The sequence below is a fragment of the Agrobacterium sp. 10T429 genome (genome assembly GCF_056393925.1).
Window position 1 is genome coordinate 235160 of sequence record NZ_JBFTGV010000008.1, and the last position, 19532, is coordinate 254691.

At 58.5% G+C, this 19532-nt stretch carries 14 protein-coding genes; 8 read left to right on the forward strand and 6 right to left on the reverse strand.

Going from position 1 to position 19532, the window contains the following annotated elements:
* Positions 1 to 84: 84 nt before the first annotated feature.
* The 4 genes from galE to AC1DCP_RS18980 form a co-directional block, all read right to left on the reverse strand.
* The gene (galE, locus tag AC1DCP_RS18965) at positions 85 to 1068 is read right to left on the reverse strand and encodes a UDP-glucose 4-epimerase GalE (protein ID WP_038494713.1); all 984 of its coding nucleotides are present in this window, start codon (positions 1066 to 1068) and stop codon (positions 85 to 87) included.
* Between the two features lie 198 nt (positions 1069 to 1266).
* Complete coding sequence (locus AC1DCP_RS18970; RefSeq protein WP_004432075.1) at positions 1267 to 1704, reverse strand: hypothetical protein; 438 nt, start codon at positions 1702 to 1704, stop codon at positions 1267 to 1269.
* A gap of 9 nt (positions 1705 to 1713) precedes the next feature.
* The gene (locus AC1DCP_RS18975; RefSeq protein WP_004432077.1) at positions 1714 to 2058 is read right to left on the reverse strand and encodes an ElaB/YgaM/YqjD family protein; all 345 of its coding nucleotides are present in this window, start codon (positions 2056 to 2058) and stop codon (positions 1714 to 1716) included.
* Between the two features lie 68 nt (positions 2059 to 2126).
* Complete coding sequence (locus AC1DCP_RS18980) at positions 2127 to 2360, reverse strand: hypothetical protein (RefSeq protein WP_004432079.1); 234 nt, start codon at positions 2358 to 2360, stop codon at positions 2127 to 2129.
* Between AC1DCP_RS18980 and nspC the strand changes: the two genes are divergently transcribed.
* Positions 2359 to 3456, forward strand: coding sequence for a carboxynorspermidine decarboxylase (nspC, locus tag AC1DCP_RS18985; protein ID WP_013762135.1), 1098 nt, complete (start codon positions 2359 to 2361; stop codon positions 3454 to 3456). The genes AC1DCP_RS18980 and nspC overlap by 2 nt on opposite strands.
* 59 nt (positions 3457 to 3515) lie before the next feature.
* On the forward strand, positions 3516 to 4754 hold the full coding sequence (locus tag AC1DCP_RS18990) for a saccharopine dehydrogenase family protein (protein WP_013762136.1): 1239 nt from the start codon (positions 3516 to 3518) through the stop codon (positions 4752 to 4754).
* Positions 4755 to 4875: 121 nt separating this feature from the next.
* Here AC1DCP_RS18990 and AC1DCP_RS18995 read toward each other — a convergent pair whose 3' ends face one another.
* Positions 4876 to 6723 carry a DEAD/DEAH box helicase gene (locus AC1DCP_RS18995; protein ID WP_476774566.1) on the reverse strand — a complete coding sequence of 616 codons (1848 nt, stop codon included), beginning with the start codon at positions 6721 to 6723 and terminating at the stop codon, positions 4876 to 4878.
* A 390-nt stretch (positions 6724 to 7113) separates the two neighbouring features.
* Between AC1DCP_RS18995 and AC1DCP_RS19000 the strand changes: the two genes are divergently transcribed.
* The 6 genes from AC1DCP_RS19000 to clpB all read left to right on the forward strand — a co-directional run bounded on the left by AC1DCP_RS19000 (position 7114) and on the right by clpB (position 17001).
* Complete coding sequence (locus AC1DCP_RS19000; RefSeq protein WP_004432098.1) at positions 7114 to 8391, forward strand: aspartate kinase; 1278 nt, start codon at positions 7114 to 7116, stop codon at positions 8389 to 8391.
* Positions 8392 to 8567: 176 nt separating this feature from the next.
* On the forward strand, positions 8568 to 10835 hold the full coding sequence (gene ptsP, locus AC1DCP_RS19005; protein WP_004432101.1) for a phosphoenolpyruvate--protein phosphotransferase: 2268 nt from the start codon (positions 8568 to 8570) through the stop codon (positions 10833 to 10835).
* Between the two features lie 28 nt (positions 10836 to 10863).
* Complete coding sequence (gene prfA, locus AC1DCP_RS19010; protein ID WP_013762139.1) at positions 10864 to 11946, forward strand: peptide chain release factor 1; 1083 nt, start codon at positions 10864 to 10866, stop codon at positions 11944 to 11946.
* A complete protein-coding gene (gene prmC / locus AC1DCP_RS19015; protein WP_038494721.1) occupies positions 11943 to 12812 on the forward strand; it encodes a peptide chain release factor N(5)-glutamine methyltransferase in 870 nt (289 codons plus the stop codon). Before prfA ends, prmC begins: the two co-directional genes overlap by 4 nt.
* 395 nt (positions 12813 to 13207) lie before the next feature.
* Positions 13208 to 14005, forward strand: coding sequence for a DUF4167 domain-containing protein (locus AC1DCP_RS19020; protein WP_038494724.1), 798 nt, complete (start codon positions 13208 to 13210; stop codon positions 14003 to 14005).
* 371 nt (positions 14006 to 14376) lie between these two features.
* Positions 14377 to 17001 carry an ATP-dependent chaperone ClpB gene (clpB, locus tag AC1DCP_RS19025; RefSeq protein WP_004432113.1) on the forward strand — a complete coding sequence of 875 codons (2625 nt, stop codon included), beginning with the start codon at positions 14377 to 14379 and terminating at the stop codon, positions 16999 to 17001.
* A gap of 68 nt (positions 17002 to 17069) precedes the next feature.
* On the opposite strand, the gene AC1DCP_RS19030 is transcribed toward clpB, so the two are convergent.
* Positions 17070 to 19016 (reverse strand): M23 family metallopeptidase, encoded by a 1947-nt coding sequence (locus AC1DCP_RS19030; protein WP_004432116.1) that lies wholly within the window; start codon positions 19014 to 19016, stop codon positions 17070 to 17072.
* Positions 19017 to 19532: the final 516 nt, after the last annotated feature.

Here is a 19532-nt window from a genome sequence, read left to right on the forward strand (position 1 = left end):
GCAGGAGCGGGATCGACCTCAACAGGCGTCCCGCGAGAGACACCGGCCATTGGCCGGTGTCTTTTTGTTTTAAATTGCGTTCGCTCAGTCCCCGGCGTTGCGCGAGGAATGCCAAGCCCAGGCGGATTTGATGATATCAGACAGGGAATAACGCGGCTCCCAGCCCAACACCGCCTTTGCCTTTTCGTTATTGGCGACAAGGGTGGTGGAATCGCCATCGCGGCGGTCGGTATATTCCACCGGGAAGGGGCGGCCGGATACGTCCGAAATCGCCGCCAGCAACTCCTTCACAGTCGTGCCGGTGCCGGTGCCAAGGTTGAGTTCAACCGTTTCACCGCCCGCCAGCAGATAATCCACTGCCCGCACATGGGCGTCGGCAAGATCGAGAATATGGATGTAGTCACGCACGCAAGTGCCGTCGCGGGTGTCATAATCCGTGCCGAACACCTTGAAGCCTTGACGCCGACCGAGTGCCGCCTCGATGGCGAGCGGGATTGCGTGGGTTTCCGGCTTGTGCCATTCGCCGATGCGGCCTTCGAAATCTGCACCTGCGGCGTTGAAATAGCGCAGCATCACTGAGCGCAGCCCCTTATAGGTGCTGTAATCCTTCAGCGCCTGCTCGACTACCCATTTGGTGCGGCCGTAAGGGTTGATCGGCGCCTGGCGGTGCGTCTCGTCAATCGGCACCTGTTCCGGCAAACCGTAGGTGGCGCAGGTGGAGGAGAAAACAAATGCCGTGACCCCGGCATCGATGGCGGCAGACAGCAGGTTGAGCGAACCGATGACGTTGTTGTCGTAGAAGGCCACGGGTTGCTTTACCGATTCGCCGACTTCAATCAGCGCCGCAAAGTGGAGTACGGCCTCCGGCTGGTGCCTGGCGAAAACCTCGTCCAGCCGCGCGCGGTCGCGAATGTCGCCCTGCTCGAAGGGTCCCCAGCGGACGAATTCCTCATGTCCATTGGACAGATTGTCGAAAACGACCGGTTCATATCCCCGCTCAGACAGGAGAAGGCAGGTATGCGAACCGATATAGCCGGCACCGCCGACGACAAGGACTTTCTTCTTCATCAATCGCCTTTCAGAAAAAAAACGGGACGTGCGGGAGACTGTATTTCACTTTGTTCAAATAAGGGCGGCGTGGCACTGAGCACCATCAACCAGTCTATCCATCGCGGGTAACATAAAAAAAACTGCGCATCCATGGTCCGGATGCGCAGCAGCAAATGAGAGTTTGACGAAGAGCCTTAAACGCGCCTGAAGGCGTGCCTATTTCTTTTTCCTGGTGTTGGCTCTGGTTGCCAGAAAGCCGGCAGCCATGGCAACGGCGAGCGTCGCGTAGGGGCGCGCCTGGATCGCCAGCGTGAGGAGCGATTGCAGCGCCAGAGGTGCTGCGGTCAAGGGAGCCGCCGTCAAGGATGCGACGGGTCGTCTTGCGGCATAGGCTCTCGGACGTTTGACGATCGCAAGCGCCACCAACATGATGACACCAAGCAGAAACGCCGTACCGGCTACGACAAGCGCGGCCGGCCCTGCGCCGACATGCCGGGCCAGATAGATGGACCCCGCCACGACAGCAGCTACGAAGGCGATCAGGAAGAATATCCCGGTCAGCACCCAAAGGATTATCGTGGCGCGCAGGCGCCGTGTCACGACGCGTCCTTCACGCTGGGTGTCTCCCAGATAGACCAGCAATGCCTCAAGCATGATGCGGCCTTATCGACGTGTGAGGAGGGCGAGCACGAAACCGACACCAACGGCGATGCCGAGGGACTGCAGCGGGTTCTTCTGGACCTGATCCGTCAGATTGTCGTTCAGCGAGGAAATTTCGTTGCGAACGCTGTCGGCCATCTCGCCGGAAGCGGTCAATGCGTCGTCGGCCACGCGGGCGGCCTGCGCCTTCAGTTCATGCGAGGCTCCAACGCCCAGCGCCTTAACGCTCTTGGCAAGATTTGCCAGATCTTCGCGAAGTTGGGCAAGCTGTGCTGCCACATCGGCTGCATCGCCGTTTTCGAGGGATTGCTGGATCTTGTCGTTGACGCTGCTACGCACGCTTGCCATGGGTGAAGTCCTTCCTGGAACATCGTTGATGGAAAATGGCGTCAGGTCAAAAAGACTGCCGCCGCGGATCAATGCCGACGCTTACGAACTTTCGTTGCGGCAGCCGTAAACCCGATTGTCCGCCATTCAAACGCGCCGATGCCCGCTTGGTTCCGCGGCTTGGCGAGTTTTCTCCCGCGGATTTTGCGGCGGGGGCAATTTTCCGGGAATTCGGTGCCGGACATTTGTTTTCCTGTAACAAGCATCATATAAGGCCCATCATCCAGACGGACCTTGACTTCAATCAATATGTGAAACGCCATGCTTCAGACGCCCTATTACCTCATCGACAAGACAAAACTTCTTCGCAACATGGAGAAGATTGCCTATGTGCGGGAAAAATCCGGCGCCAAGGCGCTTCTGGCGCTGAAGTGCTTTGCAACATGGTCCGTTTTCGATTTCATGTCGCAATATATGGACGGCACCACCTCGTCGTCGCTTTATGAAGTGCGTCTGGGCCGCGAGAAATTCAGTGGCGAAACCCACGCCTATTCCGTCGCTTATGCCGACTACGAAATCGACGAGGTGATTTCGAACGCGGACAAGATCATATTCAATTCCATCAGCCAGCTTGAGCGCTTTGCAGAAAAGGCCTCCGGTATCACCCGGGGTCTGCGCCTCAATCCGCAGGTCAGCTCTTCGAGCTTCGATCTTGCCGATCCCGCACGTCCCTTCAGCCGTCTCGGCGAATGGGATGTCGCCAAGGTCGACAAGGTCATGGACCGGATTTCCGGCTTCATGATCCACAACAATTGCGAAAACGGCGATTTTTCGTTGTTCGACCGCATGTTGACGCAGATCGAAGAGAAATTCGGATCGCTCCTGTCGCGTGCGGAATGGGTCAGCCTCGGCGGCGGCATCCATTTTACCGGCGACAACTATCCGCTCGACCAGTTCTGCGATCGCCTGGCGGCTTTTTCGGAAAAATACGGCGTTCAGGTCTATCTTGAGCCCGGCGAAGCGTCGATCACCAAGAGCACGACGCTTGAAGTGACGGTTCTCGACACGCTGTTCAATGGCAAGAACCTCGCTATCGTCGACAGCTCCATCGAAGCGCATATGCTCGACCTCCTGATCTATCGCGAAACCGCCAAGGTTTTGCCGAACGAGGGCGAACATCCTTACATGGTCTGCGGCAAATCCTGCCTTGCGGGCGATATTTTCGGCGACTTCCGGTTCGACAAGGAGTTGAAGGTCGGTGATCGTATCTCCTTTGAGGATGCGGCCGGCTACACCATGGTCAAGAAGAACTGGTTCAATGGCGTGAAGATGCCGGCGATTGCCATCAAGGAACTCGACGGCAGCGTGCGTGCCGTTCGCGAATTCGACTTTGCCGATTTCGAGCAAAGCCTGTCTTAAACCCTGTTTTAACATGAAACGAAGCTGATCCCTGCGGGGAAAAGGAGGCATCACCTGAAATGAAGAAGAACGTTCTGATCATCGGCGCCGGTGGCGTAGCACAGGTCGTGGCGCATAAATGCGCCCAGAACAGCGATGTATTGGGAGACATTCATATTGCGTCACGGACTTTGGAAAAGTGCCGCAAGATTGTCGAGTCCGTACGCGAAAAGAAGAGCCTCAAGACAGATGTGAAACTTGAGGCCCATGCGCTTGACGCGATGGATATCGAGGCGACGAAAGCCTTGATTACGAAAACCGGCGTAGAGATCGTCATCAACGTCGGTTCGGCTTTCGTCAACATGTCCGTTCTTCGTGCCTGCATGGACACGGGTGTTGCTTATATGGATACGGCGATCCACGAGGATCCCACCAAGATTTGCGAGGCGCCGCCGTGGTACGGAAACTACGAGTGGAAGCGCGCTGCCGAATGCAAGGAAAAGGGTGTAACGGCACTGCTCGGCGTCGGTTTCGATCCCGGCGTGGTCAATGCCTATGCCCGCCTTGCCAAGGATGAATATTTCGACAAGGTCACCTCGGTCGATATCGTCGATATCAATGCCGGCAGCCATGGCCGCTGGTTCTCCACCAACTTCGATCCGGAAATCAACTTCCGCGAATTCACCGGTGTCGTCTATTCCTGGCAGAATGGCCAGTGGCAGACGAACCAGATGTTCGAGGTCGGCCAGGAATTCGATCTGCCGGTTGTCGGCAAGCAGAAGGCCTATATGACCGGCCATGACGAAGTGCATTCGCTGTCCAAAAACATGGATGGCGCCGATGTGCGCTTCTGGATGGGCTTCGGCGATCACTACATCAACGTTTTCACCGTGCTGAAGAACCTCGGTCTTCTCTCCGAAAAGCCGGTCAAGACTGCCGAAGGTCTGGAAGTCGTGCCGTTGAAGGTGGTCAAGGCCGTATTGCCGGATCCGTCTTCGCTTGCACCCGACTATGTCGGCAAGACCTGCATCGGCGATGTCGTCAAGGGCATCAAGGATGGCAAGGAACGCGAAGTCTTCATCTACAACGTGGCCGACCACAAGGAAGCCTACGAAGAAGTTGGATCTCAGGGCATTTCCTACACCGCCGGCGTTCCTCCGGTCGCTGCCGCCATGCTGATTGCCACCGGCGAGTGGGATGTGAAGCAGATGGCCAATGTGGAAGAACTGCCACCGCAGCCTTTCCTGAACCTTCTGAACAAGATCGGCCTTCCAAGCCGAATCAAGGACGAAAACGGCGACCGCGCCCTGACGTTCTGATCCATCAAGACAATAAAAAGCCCCGCAAAAGCGGGGCTTTTTTTGTGATGAAGTTTGCCGGTTACTTGGCATCATCCTCGGCCTTAAGCCGAGGATTTACCGCACGGTACTGACCCGCGCCTCAGCCCTTTGCCGGCTTCGGTCCGCGCTTTTCGGAAGGCCGGTCCTTCTTGCCTTCGAATTTGGGCTTGTCGCCGAAGGTCTTTTTCTTTTTCCAGGGCTTGTCGTCGCCCTTGCGGTCGTCGGCTGCGCCGCCAGCATTATTGGGTTTGTTGAACTTCCGCTGAGCCGTGGCCGGGCGAGTGTCCTCACGAACACTGCCGGTCATTTCCGGCTTGCCTTCCAGCGCCTTCAGACGAATGCCCTTTTCAAGCATCATGTCCTTGCCGATGGCGGAGGTGAAACGATCGACGGCATCGGCCGCGAGTTCCACAAAGGTCTCCGTCTGCTGCATGCGGATAGCGCCGATATCCTGACGGGTGATCTTGCCGAAGCGGCAGAGCATGGGGATGAGCCAGCGCGGTTCGGCGCTCTGCTTGCGGCCCACCGAAAGCGAAAACCAAGCGCTGTCGGAAAAGTCGGAACGTTCGCGGCGCGGCGCGTCGTTTTCAGGGGTTTCGAAGCTGTCACGGCGCGGTTTGCGGGTATTGTCCAGCGCGACTTCGGTGATGTCTTCCGGGGCGGAACGTCCGGCGTGATAAAGGCGCACGAAGGCGGCTGCTACTTTTTCCGCGCCATGCTGCTCGAGCAGCTGCTTGACGAAATCACGCTCGTCATCGGCCACGGCCTCGGTGAGAGCCGGATCGGCCAGGAGACGGGCACCGTCGCGTTCAACGATCTCTTCGACCGAAGGCGGGCGAACCCATGCTGCGCTGACCTTGGCACCTTCCAGAAGGCGTTCGGCCTTGCGGCGCTGGTTGACAGGCACCACGATGGCGCTGACGCCCTTCTGCCCGGCGCGGCCGGTACGGCCGGAACGGTGGAGAAGCGTTTCCGAATTGGTCGGCAGGTCGGCGTGGATAACCAGTTCGAGACCAGGCAGGTCGATGCCGCGTGCAGCAACGTCAGTCGCCACGCAAACCCGGGCGCGACCGTCACGCATTGCCTGAAGCGCATGCGTGCGTTCGTTCTGGGTCAGTTCGCCTGACAGAGCCACGACGGAAAAGCCGCGATTGTTCAGACGGGCCGTCAGATGGTTCACGGCCGCACGGGTGGAGCAGAAAACGATGGCGTTGCGGGCTTCGTAAAAGCGCAGCGCATTGATGATGGCGTTTTCGCGGTCGGAGCCGGTCACCAGCAAGGCGCGGTATTCGATGTCCACATGCTGCTTCTGTTCTGAGGCGGTGGCGATGCGAACGGCGTTCTTCTGGTAGCTTTCGGCAAGCTTGGCGATGCTGCGCGGGACGGTGGCCGAGAACATCAGCGTGCGGCGGTTATCCGGCGATTCTTCCAGAATGAATTCCAGATCTTCGCGGAAGCCGAGATCGAGCATCTCGTCGGCCTCGTCCAGTACCACGGCGCGTAGCGACGACAGATCGAGCGCGCCGCGCTTGATGTGGTCGCAGAGGCGGCCGGGGGTGCCGACGATAATATGCGCGCCGCGCTCCAGTGCGCGTCGTTCGCTGCGGATATCCATGCCGCCAACACAGGACGCAATCGATACCCCGGCGAATTCATAAAGCCATTCCAGCTCGCGCTTGACCTGCATGGCCAGTTCGCGGGTAGGCGCAATGGCGAGTGCCAGCGGCGCGGAAGCCTGGCCGAAACGGGTGTTTTCCGACAGTAGCGTGGTCGCGAGCGCAATGCCGAAGGCAACTGTCTTGCCGGAGCCGGTCTGCGCGGAAACCAGCGCGTCCTTGTCGGCGAGTTCCGGCGAAAGCATGGCCTTCTGCACGGGGGTCAAATCTTTGTAGCCGCGTTTTTCCAACGCCTGCGCGATCGCCGGGGCGATACCCTGGGTGTCTGTCATCTACCGTCTTTCGGATATGAAGCTGCCTGCATCCGCCCGAAACCAATAGGTCCTAAAGTCTCCGGGGCAGCCGATGCAGGCCATTACGGCCATCTGGCCGGTTGCATTGCCGCGCTCCATACTGCGAATAGGCCCGTTTGTACAGTGCACTGCGGTACGCTCTTTCACAGCGCCGCATGCGGTCGCCCATTCCATCCCGACATCTTCTTTCGCCGGGGCTATAAAAAAAGGCGTACCGCATGGTTCATAAACGGCATTGCGTGCCCCCCGCCTTTTCGCTAAGAGACCCGCAACTTGAGGCTCTTTATCAAAAAAAGAGCCGACTGGGTTTGTTCTTGTCCGCACCTGAAAAACGGCTGGCGGAAAAAAGGGATGGTACTGGTCAAGGCTATGGCTCGCATTGTCATGAAATTCGGCGGCACGTCCGTCGCGAACCTCGAACGCATTCACAATGTCGCACGGCATGTGAAACGCGAAGTGGATGCCGGCCATGAAGTGGCCGTGGTCGTTTCCGCCATGTCCGGTAAAACCAACGAGTTGGTGGACTGGGTGCAGAATGCTGCGAAGGTGGCCGGCGCCAACGCCGCCTCCTTTTACGATGCACGCGAATATGACGCGGTCGTTGCATCCGGCGAGCAGGTGACATCGGGTCTTCTGGCGATCACGCTGCAATCCATGGGCATCAATGCGCGCTCATGGCAGGGCTGGCAGATTCCGATCCGCACAGACAATGCACATGGTGCCGCCCGCATTCTCGAGATTGACGGTTCGGATATCGTTCACCGCATGGGCGAGGGCCAGGTTGCCGTTGTTGCCGGTTTCCAGGGCATCGGCCCGGATAACCGCATTGCGACGCTCGGTCGCGGCGGTTCGGACACATCAGCCGTTGCCATCGCCGCCGCCGTCAAGGCGGACCGTTGCGATATCTATACCGATGTCGATGGCGTCTATACCACCGATCCGCGCATCGAGCCCAAGGCTCGCCGCATGAAGAAGATCGCTTTCGAGGAAATGCTCGAAATGGCGTCTCTCGGTGCGAAGGTTCTGCAGGTTCGCTCCGTCGAGCTTGCCATGGTACACAAGGTGCGCACCTTCGTTCGCTCCAGTTTCGAGGATCCCGATGCGCCGGGCATGGGCGACCTCATCAACCCGCCCGGTACTTTGATTTGTGACGAGGAAGAAATCGTGGAACAGGAAGTCGTAACCGGCATCGCCTATGCCAAGGATGAAGCACAGATCTCGCTGCGCCGCGTGGCCGACCGTCCGGGCGTCTCCGCCGCGATCTTCGGGCCACTGGCCGAAGCGCATATCAATGTCGACATGATCGTGCAGAACATCTCCGAAGATGGGTCGCGCACCGACATGACCTTCACCGTTCCTTCTGGCGACGTTGCCAAGGCTCTGCGCGTTCTGGACGAGAACAAGGCCCAGATCGGCTTCGACGTTGCGCAGAACGAGACCGGCCTTGCCAAGGTTTCGGTCATCGGTATCGGCATGCGCAGCCATGCCGGCGTTGCTGCCAGCGCCTTCAAGGCGCTTGCCGAGAAGAACATCAACATCAAGGCCATCACCACCTCCGAGATCAAGATTTCGATCCTGATCGACGGTGCCTATGCCGAACTGGCCGTTCGCACTTTGCATTCTGCTTACGGTCTCGATAAGAACTAAGCTCGAGACATCGGTTCCCGATGCTCCGATTCTTCGGGGTTGCGTTCTTCCGATGTGGCGTTTCATGAAAGCGTGTCCCTTGCGGGACGCGCTTCTCGCGCTATAAATTTTTTAAATGACGTTTTGATTCTCGAATATTATGACATTCGGATCGGAAGCGTCGGGGAGCAAACGCGATGAGAGACCTTTCTGCAGGTCCGCGCGTCCTGCTAAAGCGGCTGCGCGAAATGATGGCGGAGCACCTTGAGCCGCAGGACCGTCTGGACCAGATCGTCCGTCAGATAGCCAGCAACATGGTGGCGGAGGTTTGCTCGGTCTACGTGCTGCGTTCCGACAGCGTGCTGGAGCTTTACGCTACCGAAGGTCTCAACAAGGATGCCGTGCATCTTGCCCAGCTGAAAATGGGGCAGGGTCTTGTCGGTACCATTGCCGCTTCCGCCCAACCTCTCAATCTTTCCGATGCGCAGGCGCATCCGGCTTTCCGCTATCTTCCTGAAACGGGTGAGGAAATTTATCATTCCTTCCTCGGCGTGCCGATTTTGCGCTCCGGTCGCACTCTTGGCGTTCTTGTGGTCCAGAACAAGGTCAGCCGAACATACCGAGAGGATGAAGTTGAAGCGCTCGAGACAACCGCGATGCTCATCGCTGAAATAGTGGCGAGCGGTGAATTGAAAAAGATCACCCGCCCCGGTGTGGAGCTGGACCTGACGCGTGCCGTTTCCATTGATGGCGATGCTTATGGCGAAGGCATCGGTCTTGGTCATGTCGTGCTGCACGACCCCCGAATCGTTGTCACCAATCTGCTGAATGAGGATGCGGATACCGAAATCCTGCGTCTTGCCGACGCCATCGGTTCGCTGCGCCTGTCGATCGACGACATGTTGCAGCGCCGCGACGTCCCGACCGAAGGCGAGCATCGCGAGGTTCTTGAGACCTACCGCATGTTCGCCCACGATCAGGGCTGGGTGCGGCGTATGGAAGAAGCTATCCGCAACGGCCTAACGGCGGAAGCTGCGGTCGAGAAAGTGCAGAGCGACACAAAGGCGCGCATGATGCGCCTGACCGATCCCTATCTTCGCGAGCGCATGCATGATTTCGACGATCTCGCCAACCGGCTGCTGCGCCAGCTGATCGGTTTCGGCGGTCGAAGCCCCGAGCATGATTTTCCGCTGGACGCCATCGTTCTGGCGCGCGCCATGGGTGCCGCCGAATTGCTGGATTACCCGCGTGAGAAATTGCGCGGCCTGGTGCTCGAAGACGGTGCGGTGACGAGCCACGTCGTCATCGTGGCGCGCGCCATGGGCATTCCGATCATCGGGCAGGCGACAGGCATCGTCGCCCTCGCTGAAAATAACGATCCCATCATTATCGACGGCGATGACGGCCAGGTGCATTTGCGCCCGATGTCGGATTTGCAGCGCGCCTATGAGGAAAAGGTGCGCCTGCGTGCCAAGCGCCAGGAGCAGTTCCGCGCGCTTCGCAATGTCGAGCCGATCACCAAGGATGGCCAGAAGGTCAACCTCAAGATGAATGCGGGCCTTCTCGTAGATCTGCCGCAGCTCGAGGAATCCGGCGCCGATGGCATCGGCCTGTTCCGCACCGAGCTGCAGTTCATGATCGCCTCCAACATGCCCAAGGGCGAGGAGCAGGAAGCGTTCTATAGGTCCGTCTTGCGGCAGGCCAAGGGCAAGAGCGTTACCTTCCGCACGCTGGATATTGGCGGCGACAAGGTCGTTTCCTATATGCGCGGCCAGGAAGAGGAAAACCCGGCGCTCGGCTGGCGGGCGATCCGCCTGTCGCTCGACCGCCCGGGTCTGATGCGCACACAGATGCGCGCGCTTCTGCGTGCTGCCTCAGGTGCTGAACTACGCATGATGTTGCCGATGGTGACGGAGGTTTCCGAAATCCGCGCCGCGCGCGATCTGCTTCAGAAGGAAGTGCAGCATCTTTCGAAATTCAGCCATGCGCTTCCGAAAAAGCTGCAATTTGGTGCGATGCTGGAAGTACCTTCGCTGATGTGGCAACTCGATGAGCTGATGCAGGAAGTGGATTTCGTCTCCGTCGGTTCGAACGACCTGTTCCAGTTTTCGATGGCGGTTGATCGCGGCAATGCAAGGGTTTCGGATCGTTTCGACAATCTTGGCAAGCCGTTCCTGCGCATTCTGCGCGATATCGTGCGCGCTGGCGAAAAGCACCACACCTCGGTCACGCTTTGCGGCGAAATGGCAAGCAAGCCACTTTCGGCCATGGCTTTGATCGGCCTTGGTTTCCGTTCGGTTTCCATGTCGCCGACGGCGATTGGTCCCGTCAAGGCCATGCTTCTCGGGCTTGATGCCGCGAGCCTTGCCGATGAGCTGAACGCTGCGCTCGACGATCATAATTCGCTGGAAAGCGCGCGCGAGGTGTTGTTACGCTTTGCCGCGACGCATTCCATTCCCATTTAAAAGACCTGTTTCATAATCGGAGTGACTGGTGGCGAAGCTTCCCGTCGAAAAAATGCGCGAGTTGGAAAGGCGTTTCGGAGAGATCGAAGCGCGGATGTCGGCTGGTCCGGCAGCGGATGTCTATGTGAAGCTGGCTTCGGAATATTCCGAACTTGAGCCGGTGGTGAAAAAAGTCCGTGAATACGAAAAGGCGGTCTCCGAGGCCGCCGATCTGCAGGCGCTGCTTGCCGACAAGACGACCGACAAGGACATGCGCGATCTGGCGGAAATGGAGCTGCCGGAGGTCGAGGCCCGAATTGGCGAGCTTGAGAAGGAAATGCAGGTCCTGCTGCTTCCCAAGGATGCGGCGGACGAAAAAAGCGCCATCCTCGAAATCCGCGCCGGCACGGGCGGATCCGAAGCGGCACTTTTCGCCGGCGATCTGTTTCGCATGTATGAGCGCTTCGCTTCAGCCAAGGGCTGGAAAGTTGAAGTTCTTTCCGCAAGCGAAGGCGAGGCGGGCGGTTACAAGGAAATCATCGCCACGATCAGCGGGCGAGGGGTGTTTTCCAAGCTGAAATTCGAATCCGGCGTGCACCGGGTGCAGCGCGTGCCGGAAACAGAAGCGAGCGGCCGCATCCACACCTCGGCAGCCACTGTTGCCGTGCTGCCGGAGGCGGAGGATATCGATGTCGAAATTCGCCCGGAAGACATTCGTATCGACACGATGCGGGCTTCGGGTGCAGGTGGGCAGCACGTCAATACCACTGACTCCGCCGTTCGCATCACCCATCTTCCGACGGGTTTGATCGTTACCAGTTCTGAAAAGTCGCAGCACCAGAACCGCGCCAAGGCTATGCAGGTTCTGCGTTCGCGTCTTTACGACATCGAGCGCCAGAAGGTGGAAAGCGAGCGTTCAGCCGACCGCAAGAGCCAGGTCGGTTCCGGCGACCGTTCTGAGCGCATCCGCACTTACAATTTTCCGCAGGGGCGGGTCACTGATCACCGCATCAACCTGACCCTCTACAAGCTCGACCGGATGATCGAAGGCGAGATCGACGAGCTTGTCGACGCGCTGATTGCTGATTATCAGGCCGGTCAGCTTGCCCAGCTTGGCGAACAACAGCTTTGAGTGGCGGCGCTGACGGGACCGTTTCGACCGAGCTTGCCGCAGCCCGCAAACGGCTGCAGGCGGCGGGCATCGCCGATCCGCTGCTTGATGCGCGCCTGCTGGTCGCCGACGTAACCGGTTTTTCACTGACCGATTTCGTGATGAAACCGGACCATCCCGTCACTCGGGAAGAAAGCGCCCGTATCGCCGCCATGGTCGAAAGGCGCGCAGGCGGAGAGCCAGTCCATCGTATTCTCGGCCACCGCGAATTTCACGGGCTCGATCTTCTTTTATCGACGGAGACGCTCGAACCCCGCCCGGATACGGAAGTTCTCGTCGATACGCTGTTGCCTGCGTTGAAAAAAATTGTTGCCGACAAGGGCAGTGCGCGCATTCTGGATCTGGGTACGGGCACGGGTGCGATCTGTCTGGCGCTTCTCAAGGAATGTCCGGAAGCAACTGGCGTCGGCAGCGATATCTCCGCCGTTGCGCTGGAAACCGCAGCGAAAAACGCTGCCCGAAATGGTCTCGCCTCGCGTTTTGAAACCATGCGTAGCGACTGGTTCAAAAAAATCTCTGGCAGGTTTGACATAATTGTGTCGAATCCGCCTTATATAAGAAGTGACATCGTCACAACGCTAGACCGAGAGGTTCGCCATCACGATCCGATGGCGGCGCTGGACGGAGGTCAGGACGGCCTTGCACCGTACCGCCTCATCGCTGCCGACGCAGGCCGCTTTCTTGTGGAAAACGGGATTGTCGGTGTGGAGATCGGTTTCGATCAAAGGCTTGATGTTTCCGCTATATTTGCTTCCCACGGCTTCTCTCTTCTCGACGCCGTGAAGGATTATGGCGGCAACGACAGAGTTTTGACCTTCCGGAGATAGTTGTTCGCGATACGTCTGCGGATTATTTGCAAGGATATTTTGCACAGCAAAAGAAAAGGCTTGGATTTCCGCATGAAGCGGGATAGTTTGCCGCCACATGCCGGGTGGCTGAGGACGAATTTAGATTCGTCAGGGTATGGGTCAGTCCCGAAGCGGGTTCTTTTGAGAACCCTGAAGGCTGGGCGTTTCCGGCATGTGAATCAGTAAACTTTGTTCGCAGGTGGCTCGTTGCAGCATTTTGCGCGACCGGTCGTCATACGCGGGGTCTTGTCTGGGGTTATCTCCAGCAGGGCGCGTAATGGAGCAATTTCAGGAAAAGTTTCCAGCGGTTTTCCGCCCGGAATTGCATGAAAATAACCAGATTGTCAGCAAAACAGAATTCAGGTGAGCAATTGATGAGGCCAGGACAGCAAAACAAGCGCGGCCGGGGGCGTGGAAGCAACAACAACAATAACAATGGTGGCGGTAACAACAACAACTTCAACCGCAAGGGCGGTAACCCGCTCACCAGGACTTATGACAGCTCCGGTCCCGATGTTAAAATTCGTGGCACAGCCCAGCACATAGCGGAAAAATACGCCACCCTTGCGCGGGACGCGCAGAGTGCTGGCGACCGCGTGATCGCTGAAAACTATCTGCAGCACGCTGAACACTACAACCGTATCATCGCCACCGCTCAGGCCCAGATGCAGGAGCGTTTCCAGCGCGACGACCGTGGCGAATACAATGCTTCGGATGCCGACGATATGGATATGAACGACGGTGACGATGGTGCACCGCAGCAGCAGTTCGAACAGCCGGAACGGGTTCAGCAGCCGGAGCGCCAGGAACGGCAGGAGCGTTCCGAGCCGCGTCAGGAACGTCGTGAGCGCCCGGACCGCCGTGAACGGCAGGAGCGCCAGCCGCGCCAGCCGCAGGCTTCGGACGAACGGCAGCAGCCGGTATACGACGCCAGCCAGGCGCCTCAGCCCGTCATCGAAGGCACGCCTATGGAAGTGGCCGTCGAGGAACAGCAGCAGCAGACGGAAGCACCAGCGACTGAACGCGCACCAAAGGCCCGCCGCGCCACCGGCCCACGCCCGCGTCGCCCGCGCCGCGCCGCAACCGCGGAAGGTGCTGAGGGTGCTGAAGGCGAAGATACACCAGCCGGTGATGAGGCAACACCTGCCACGCTCGAAAACGCTGCTGAATAAGCAGGGTTTTCAAAATACCACGCGATTGAAAAAACTCCGGCTTGCCGGAGTTTTTTTGTTTTTGGGGTCGGGTGTAAAAGCTTGGGCGCTGTTCGAAGGGGGCAATCGCGGCAAACAGTCGTGACGCTTATCAAGTCCGGCTAAAATTTCCCCGGCAGTCGTTTTCCTCCCCTTTAAACCGATGAAAATGCCTCCCATATTCGTGCAGTAAGGACGGATGCCGCATGCAGCGGTAACCGCCCATCAAGAGGCGGCAATCGTGAAATCTGTAAAACGCGACTGCCGTAGCGGGGCTTGCCTTTGAGGGAGCCTCAACCCAAACACCCGGATCCGTGCCGAAAGCGGGCGGGCCGGTATATGGAGGTTCGACTATGAATATTGAAAAATACTCCGAGCGCGTTCGCGGCTTTCTGCAATCGGCGCAGACGTTTGCGCTTGCGGAAAATCACCAGCAGTTTTCTGCCGAACATGTGCTGAAAGTTCTGCTTGATGACGAGCAGGGCATGGCAGCATCGCTGATCGAGCGGGCTGGCGGCGACGCCAAGGAAGTGCGCTTGGCCAACGATGCGGCACTGGCGAAATTGCCCAAGGTTTCCGGCGGCAATGGCGGCCTTTCCCTTACGGCTCCACTTGCGAAAGTGTTCTCGACTGCGGAAGAACTCGCGAAGAAGGCTGGTGACAGTTTCGTCACCGTCGAGCGTCTTTTGCAGGCGCTGGCGATCGAAAACTCTGCTTCCACCTCGGCGTCCCTGAAAAAGGGCGGCGTGACGGCGCAGGCGCTTAATCAGGTCATCAATGAAATCCGCAAGGGCCGCACGGCTGACAGCGCCAATGCCGAACAGGGCTTCGACGCGCTGAAGAAGTTCGCGCGCGACCTGACGGAGGAAGCCCGCGAAGGCAGGCTCGACCCGGTGATTGGCCGTGATGATGAAATCCGCCGGACCATTCAGGTGCTTTCACGCCGCACCAAGAACAATCCCGTGCTGATCGGTGAACCCGGCGTCGGTAAAACGGCGATTGCCGAAGGTCTTGCGCTGCGCATCGTCAATGGCGATGTGCCCGAAAGCCTTAAAGACAAGAAGCTTATGGCGCTGGATATGGGTGCGCTGATCGCTGGCGCGAAGTATCGCGGCGAGTTCGAGGAGCGTCTGAAGGCGGTCCTGAACGAAGTGCAGGCGGAAAATGGCGGCATTATCCTGTTCATCGACGAGATGCACACGCTGGTCGGTGCCGGCAAGGCCGATGGCGCCATGGATGCGTCCAATCTGCTGAAGCCCGCCCTTGCCCGAGGTGAACTGCACTGCGTTGGCGCCACCACGCTGGATGAATATCGCAAGCACGTGGAAAAGGATCCGGCCCTTGCCCGTCGTTTCCAGCCGGTGCTCGTAGATGAGCCGACCGTTGAGGACACGATCTCGATCCTGCGCGGCCTGAAGGAAAAATACGAACAGCACCACAAGGTCCGCATTTCGGATTCGGCCCTGGTTGCAGCTGCAACGCTTTCCAACCGCTACATTACCGACCGGTTCCTGCCCGACAAGGCAATCGACCTGATGGACGAAGCCGCTTCGCGCCTTCGCATGCAGGTGGATTCCAAGCCGGAAGAACTGGACGAACTGGATCGCCGGATCATTCAGCTCAAGATCGAACGCGAAGCCTTGAAGCAGGAGACGGATCAGTCATCCGTCGACCGCCTGAAGAAGCTCGAGGACGAACTGGCCGACACCGAAGAAAAGGCCGATGCCCTGACGGCCCGCTGGCAGGCGGAAAAGCAGAAGCTGGGCCATGCCGCAGACCTCAAGAAGCGGCTGGACGATGCCCGCAACGAACTGGCAAGTGCCCAGCGTAACGGCCAGTTCCAGCGCGCCGGTGAATTGACCTATGGCATCATTCCGGGCCTCGAAAAGGAACTGGCTGCAGCGGAAGCGCGTGACAGCAGCGGTGCTGGCTCGATGGTTCAGGAAGTGGTGACGGCGGACAATATCGCCCACATCGTTTCCCGCTGGACCGGCATTCCTGTCGACAAGATGCTGGAAGGCCAGCGCGAGAAGCTGCTGCGCATGGAAGACGATCTTGCCAAGTCCGTGGTCGGGCAGGGCGAGGCCGTGCAGGCCGTTTCCAAGGCGGTTCGCCGTTCGCGCGCGGGTCTTCAGGATCCGAACCGGCCGATCGGCTCGTTCATCTTTCTCGGCCCGACGGGCGTGGGCAAGACCGAGCTGACCAAGTCGCTCGCCCGGTTCCTGTTCGACGACGAGACCGCGATGGTTCGCCTCGACATGTCGGAATTCATGGAGAAACACTCCGTTGCCCGGCTTATCGGTGCGCCTCCCGGCTATGTCGGTTACGAAGAGGGCGGTGCGTTGACGGAAGCGGTTCGCCGCCGGCCCTATCAGGTCGTGCTGTTTGACGAGATCGAGAAAGCGCATCCGGACGTGTTCAACGTCCTGTTGCAGGTGCTGGATGATGGCCGTCTGACCGATGGCCAGGGCCGCACCGTCGATTTCAAGAACACCATCATCATCATGACCTCGAACCTCGGTTCGGAATTCATGACGCAGATGGGCGACAATGACGATGTGGATTCGGTTCGTGACCTGGTGATGGAGCGTGTCCGGTCGCATTTCCGGCCGGAATTCCTCAACCGTATCGACGATATCATCCTCTTCCATCGCCTGCGGCGCGACGAGATGGGTGCGATCGTGGAGATCCAGCTCAAGCGCCTCGTCTCGCTTCTGGGTGATCGCAAGATCACCCTCGAACTGGATGAGGATGCCCGCAACTGGCTTGCCAATAAGGGTTACGATCCGGCCTATGGCGCACGTCCGCTGAAGCGTGTGATCCAGAAGACCGTTCAGGACAGGCTCGCCGAAATGATTCTCGGCGGCGAGATCCCGGACGGATCGCGGGTCAAGGTGACCTCTGGCACCGACCGGCTGCTTTTCAAGGTCAAGCCCCCAAAGGGTGAGGCCGAGACTGAAACCGCCGATGCGGCATAAAACGAAAGGGCTCCGGTAACGGAGCCCTTTTTCGTATAGCGGTCCCTCTGGTCACGAGGCCCGGCGGACTAGCGGCTCGCCACCTGATTGGGTTTTTCTTCGATGTTGAGTAGATTGTCGATCCGCTTTCTCTCGTCGGAGAACCGCGCGAGCGCGACGCCGGAAAGCGATTTGCCGCCCGGCAGACGCACTTTCATCGCGTCCACTTTCGTGCCGTTAACGATCAGCTCGTAATGCAGATGCGCGCCGGTCGAAAGGCCGGTCGAACCGACATAACCGATTACCTGGCCCTGCCGGACCTTTGAACCCTCGGTGACACCCTTGGCGATGGCGCTCTGGTGGTTATAGGAGGAGACGTAGCCATTGGCGTGGCGGATCAGGGTCTGGTTGCCGTAACCGGAGGCCCAGCCGGCCTTTTCGACAGTGCCGTTGCCTGTCGCGATGATCGGCGTGCCGCGCGCTGCCGCCCAGTCGGTGCCGGTATGCATGCGGCTGAATTTCAAAACCGGGTGGCGGCGCATGCCGAAACCTGATGTCATGCGGCCGTTCGGAACCGGATTGCGCAACAGGAACTGCCGGATGCTCTTACCGTTCTCGTCGAAATAGTCGATGCTGTTATCGTCCGGGTTCTGGAACCGGTAAAACCGCGTCTCGTTATCGCCGAACTTGGCGTTGACGTAGAGCAGTTCGGACTTGTCCGTCGCCTTGCCATCCGCATCTTCCACGGAGAAGAAGGCCTCCAGCGTATCTGCCGGTTTCAACTGCGCCTGAAAATCGACGCTGCTGGCCAAAAGCTTGATGAGCTGGGAGACCATGCCCTGATTCATGCCATAGGCCAGAGCCGCCCGGTAAACGCCATCGTAGACGCTGGGCAGATCGCGGCCGGCGGCCGGTGCCGGGGTGCTGTCAAAGGCCGTCGCCACCGCGTCGAGCTTCGGCGGTTCGCTGGCCTTGATGAAATTCTTGCGATCGTCCACGGCCATGGTGACCATGTGGCGACCCTTGCGATAAAGGCTTACGCGTACGATGTCGCTTTTGTCGTCTTCCTGAATAATGCCGACGCGGAGCACATCGCCGCTTTCGACATTGTTCGACTGGAGTTGCGGTGACAACAGGCCAGCGATTTCGGAGGATTGCGCCTTCGAATAACCCGCGCCGAATAGAGCGGCTTCGATGGTTTCGGTCTGGCGGGCAGGGATAACGTCGTCGGCATATTCCTTGACCGGAACCGAGGGCGATTGAGGGGTCGAAACCGACATATTCTGTTCGACGACACGGGCGGCAAGACCGGCGGTGATATCGACATCACCCTCATCATTATCGAAACGACGGGGGTCGATGTAATATAGCGCTGCAAGCTGCTCGTTACCATCTGTCAGGATCGAGCCGTTCGAGCGCACTGCCTCCTCAACCTCGTCGAAGCTCAGGGAGCCGGCGAAGGGATACTTGGAGTGCTGGATCGGAAAGGCGACCGTTTTCAGGCTGACTTCGGATTCGACCTCGGAGCCGTAGATTGTGCCCGTGCGGCTCGGCGCCGGCGCCGGGGCGTCCTTGTCGTCGCCGCTTGCGAAAATGTTCAGGGGATCGAAGGCGGGATAATCGTCCTGTTTGGCGTAGTTGGACGCCAGCGGAATCTTGACGTGTGAGAAGGGAACCTTGCGGACCACTTCCTTGTCGCCCTCGTTGATAACGGTGGAGACTTCCATGATCGAGCGGTCCGAGGGCCGGGCCGCAATATTGGGCGCAATGAGGCGTGTGCCGCGGCGTGCCGCTTCCGCGGTATTGTTGCCCATATCCGCCTTGGCGAAGGCCTCGGCCGGAATGGCAAGCTGCTGGCGGCCATCAAGAGCTGCAAAGAGCGCAACACCCATCAATATGGAAGAGGTAATGCCGGTAAGGAACGTGCCGGAAAGCCATCTGAGCGAAATCTCACGGCGATCGGGTGCACGGCGCCCTTCCGCCAGAATTGGCGGTTCCGTGCCTAGCGACCGGATCACGTTGCGATCCGCAGTCATACTAGCTGTGCCCCGTGGGTCATGCGCTCTCCAGAAACTTCAGGCGAAGGTGTGCAACTTTCAAAGCCGTGAGTCAAATTGATCGGCACCCTCAATAGATATGCCGGCAACAGGCTCGCGCGCGTGCCCGCATTAACGTTTTGTTGGCAAAGCAATTAGCGAGGAGTCGGGCCAAAACAAGGCGCAGCACCATTCATATGGGTTCAGGCTGCATTCCCTTGTTAAAAATCGGTCCGTTGGTGGAGGCCAATGGGAGGCAGAATCCCGAAAAATCAAAACTCTCCTTTAAAATCAATGCTTTGAATGTTTTTTTTAGAATTTGTATTTTGGTGTGTTGACTTGTTTGTGGGTGATCTCTTATAAGTCCGCTCACTGAACGAGGGCGGCGGCGCTGCTGGCGACGAAGTCTTTCGTTCTAAAGAAATCATGTTGATGAGCTGACTGCTTGTTGTTTTCCAAGGGCTTTTGCTTTTGGGGTTTGATTTTGTGACTGCAATGAGCGGTCTGTTTTTTGAC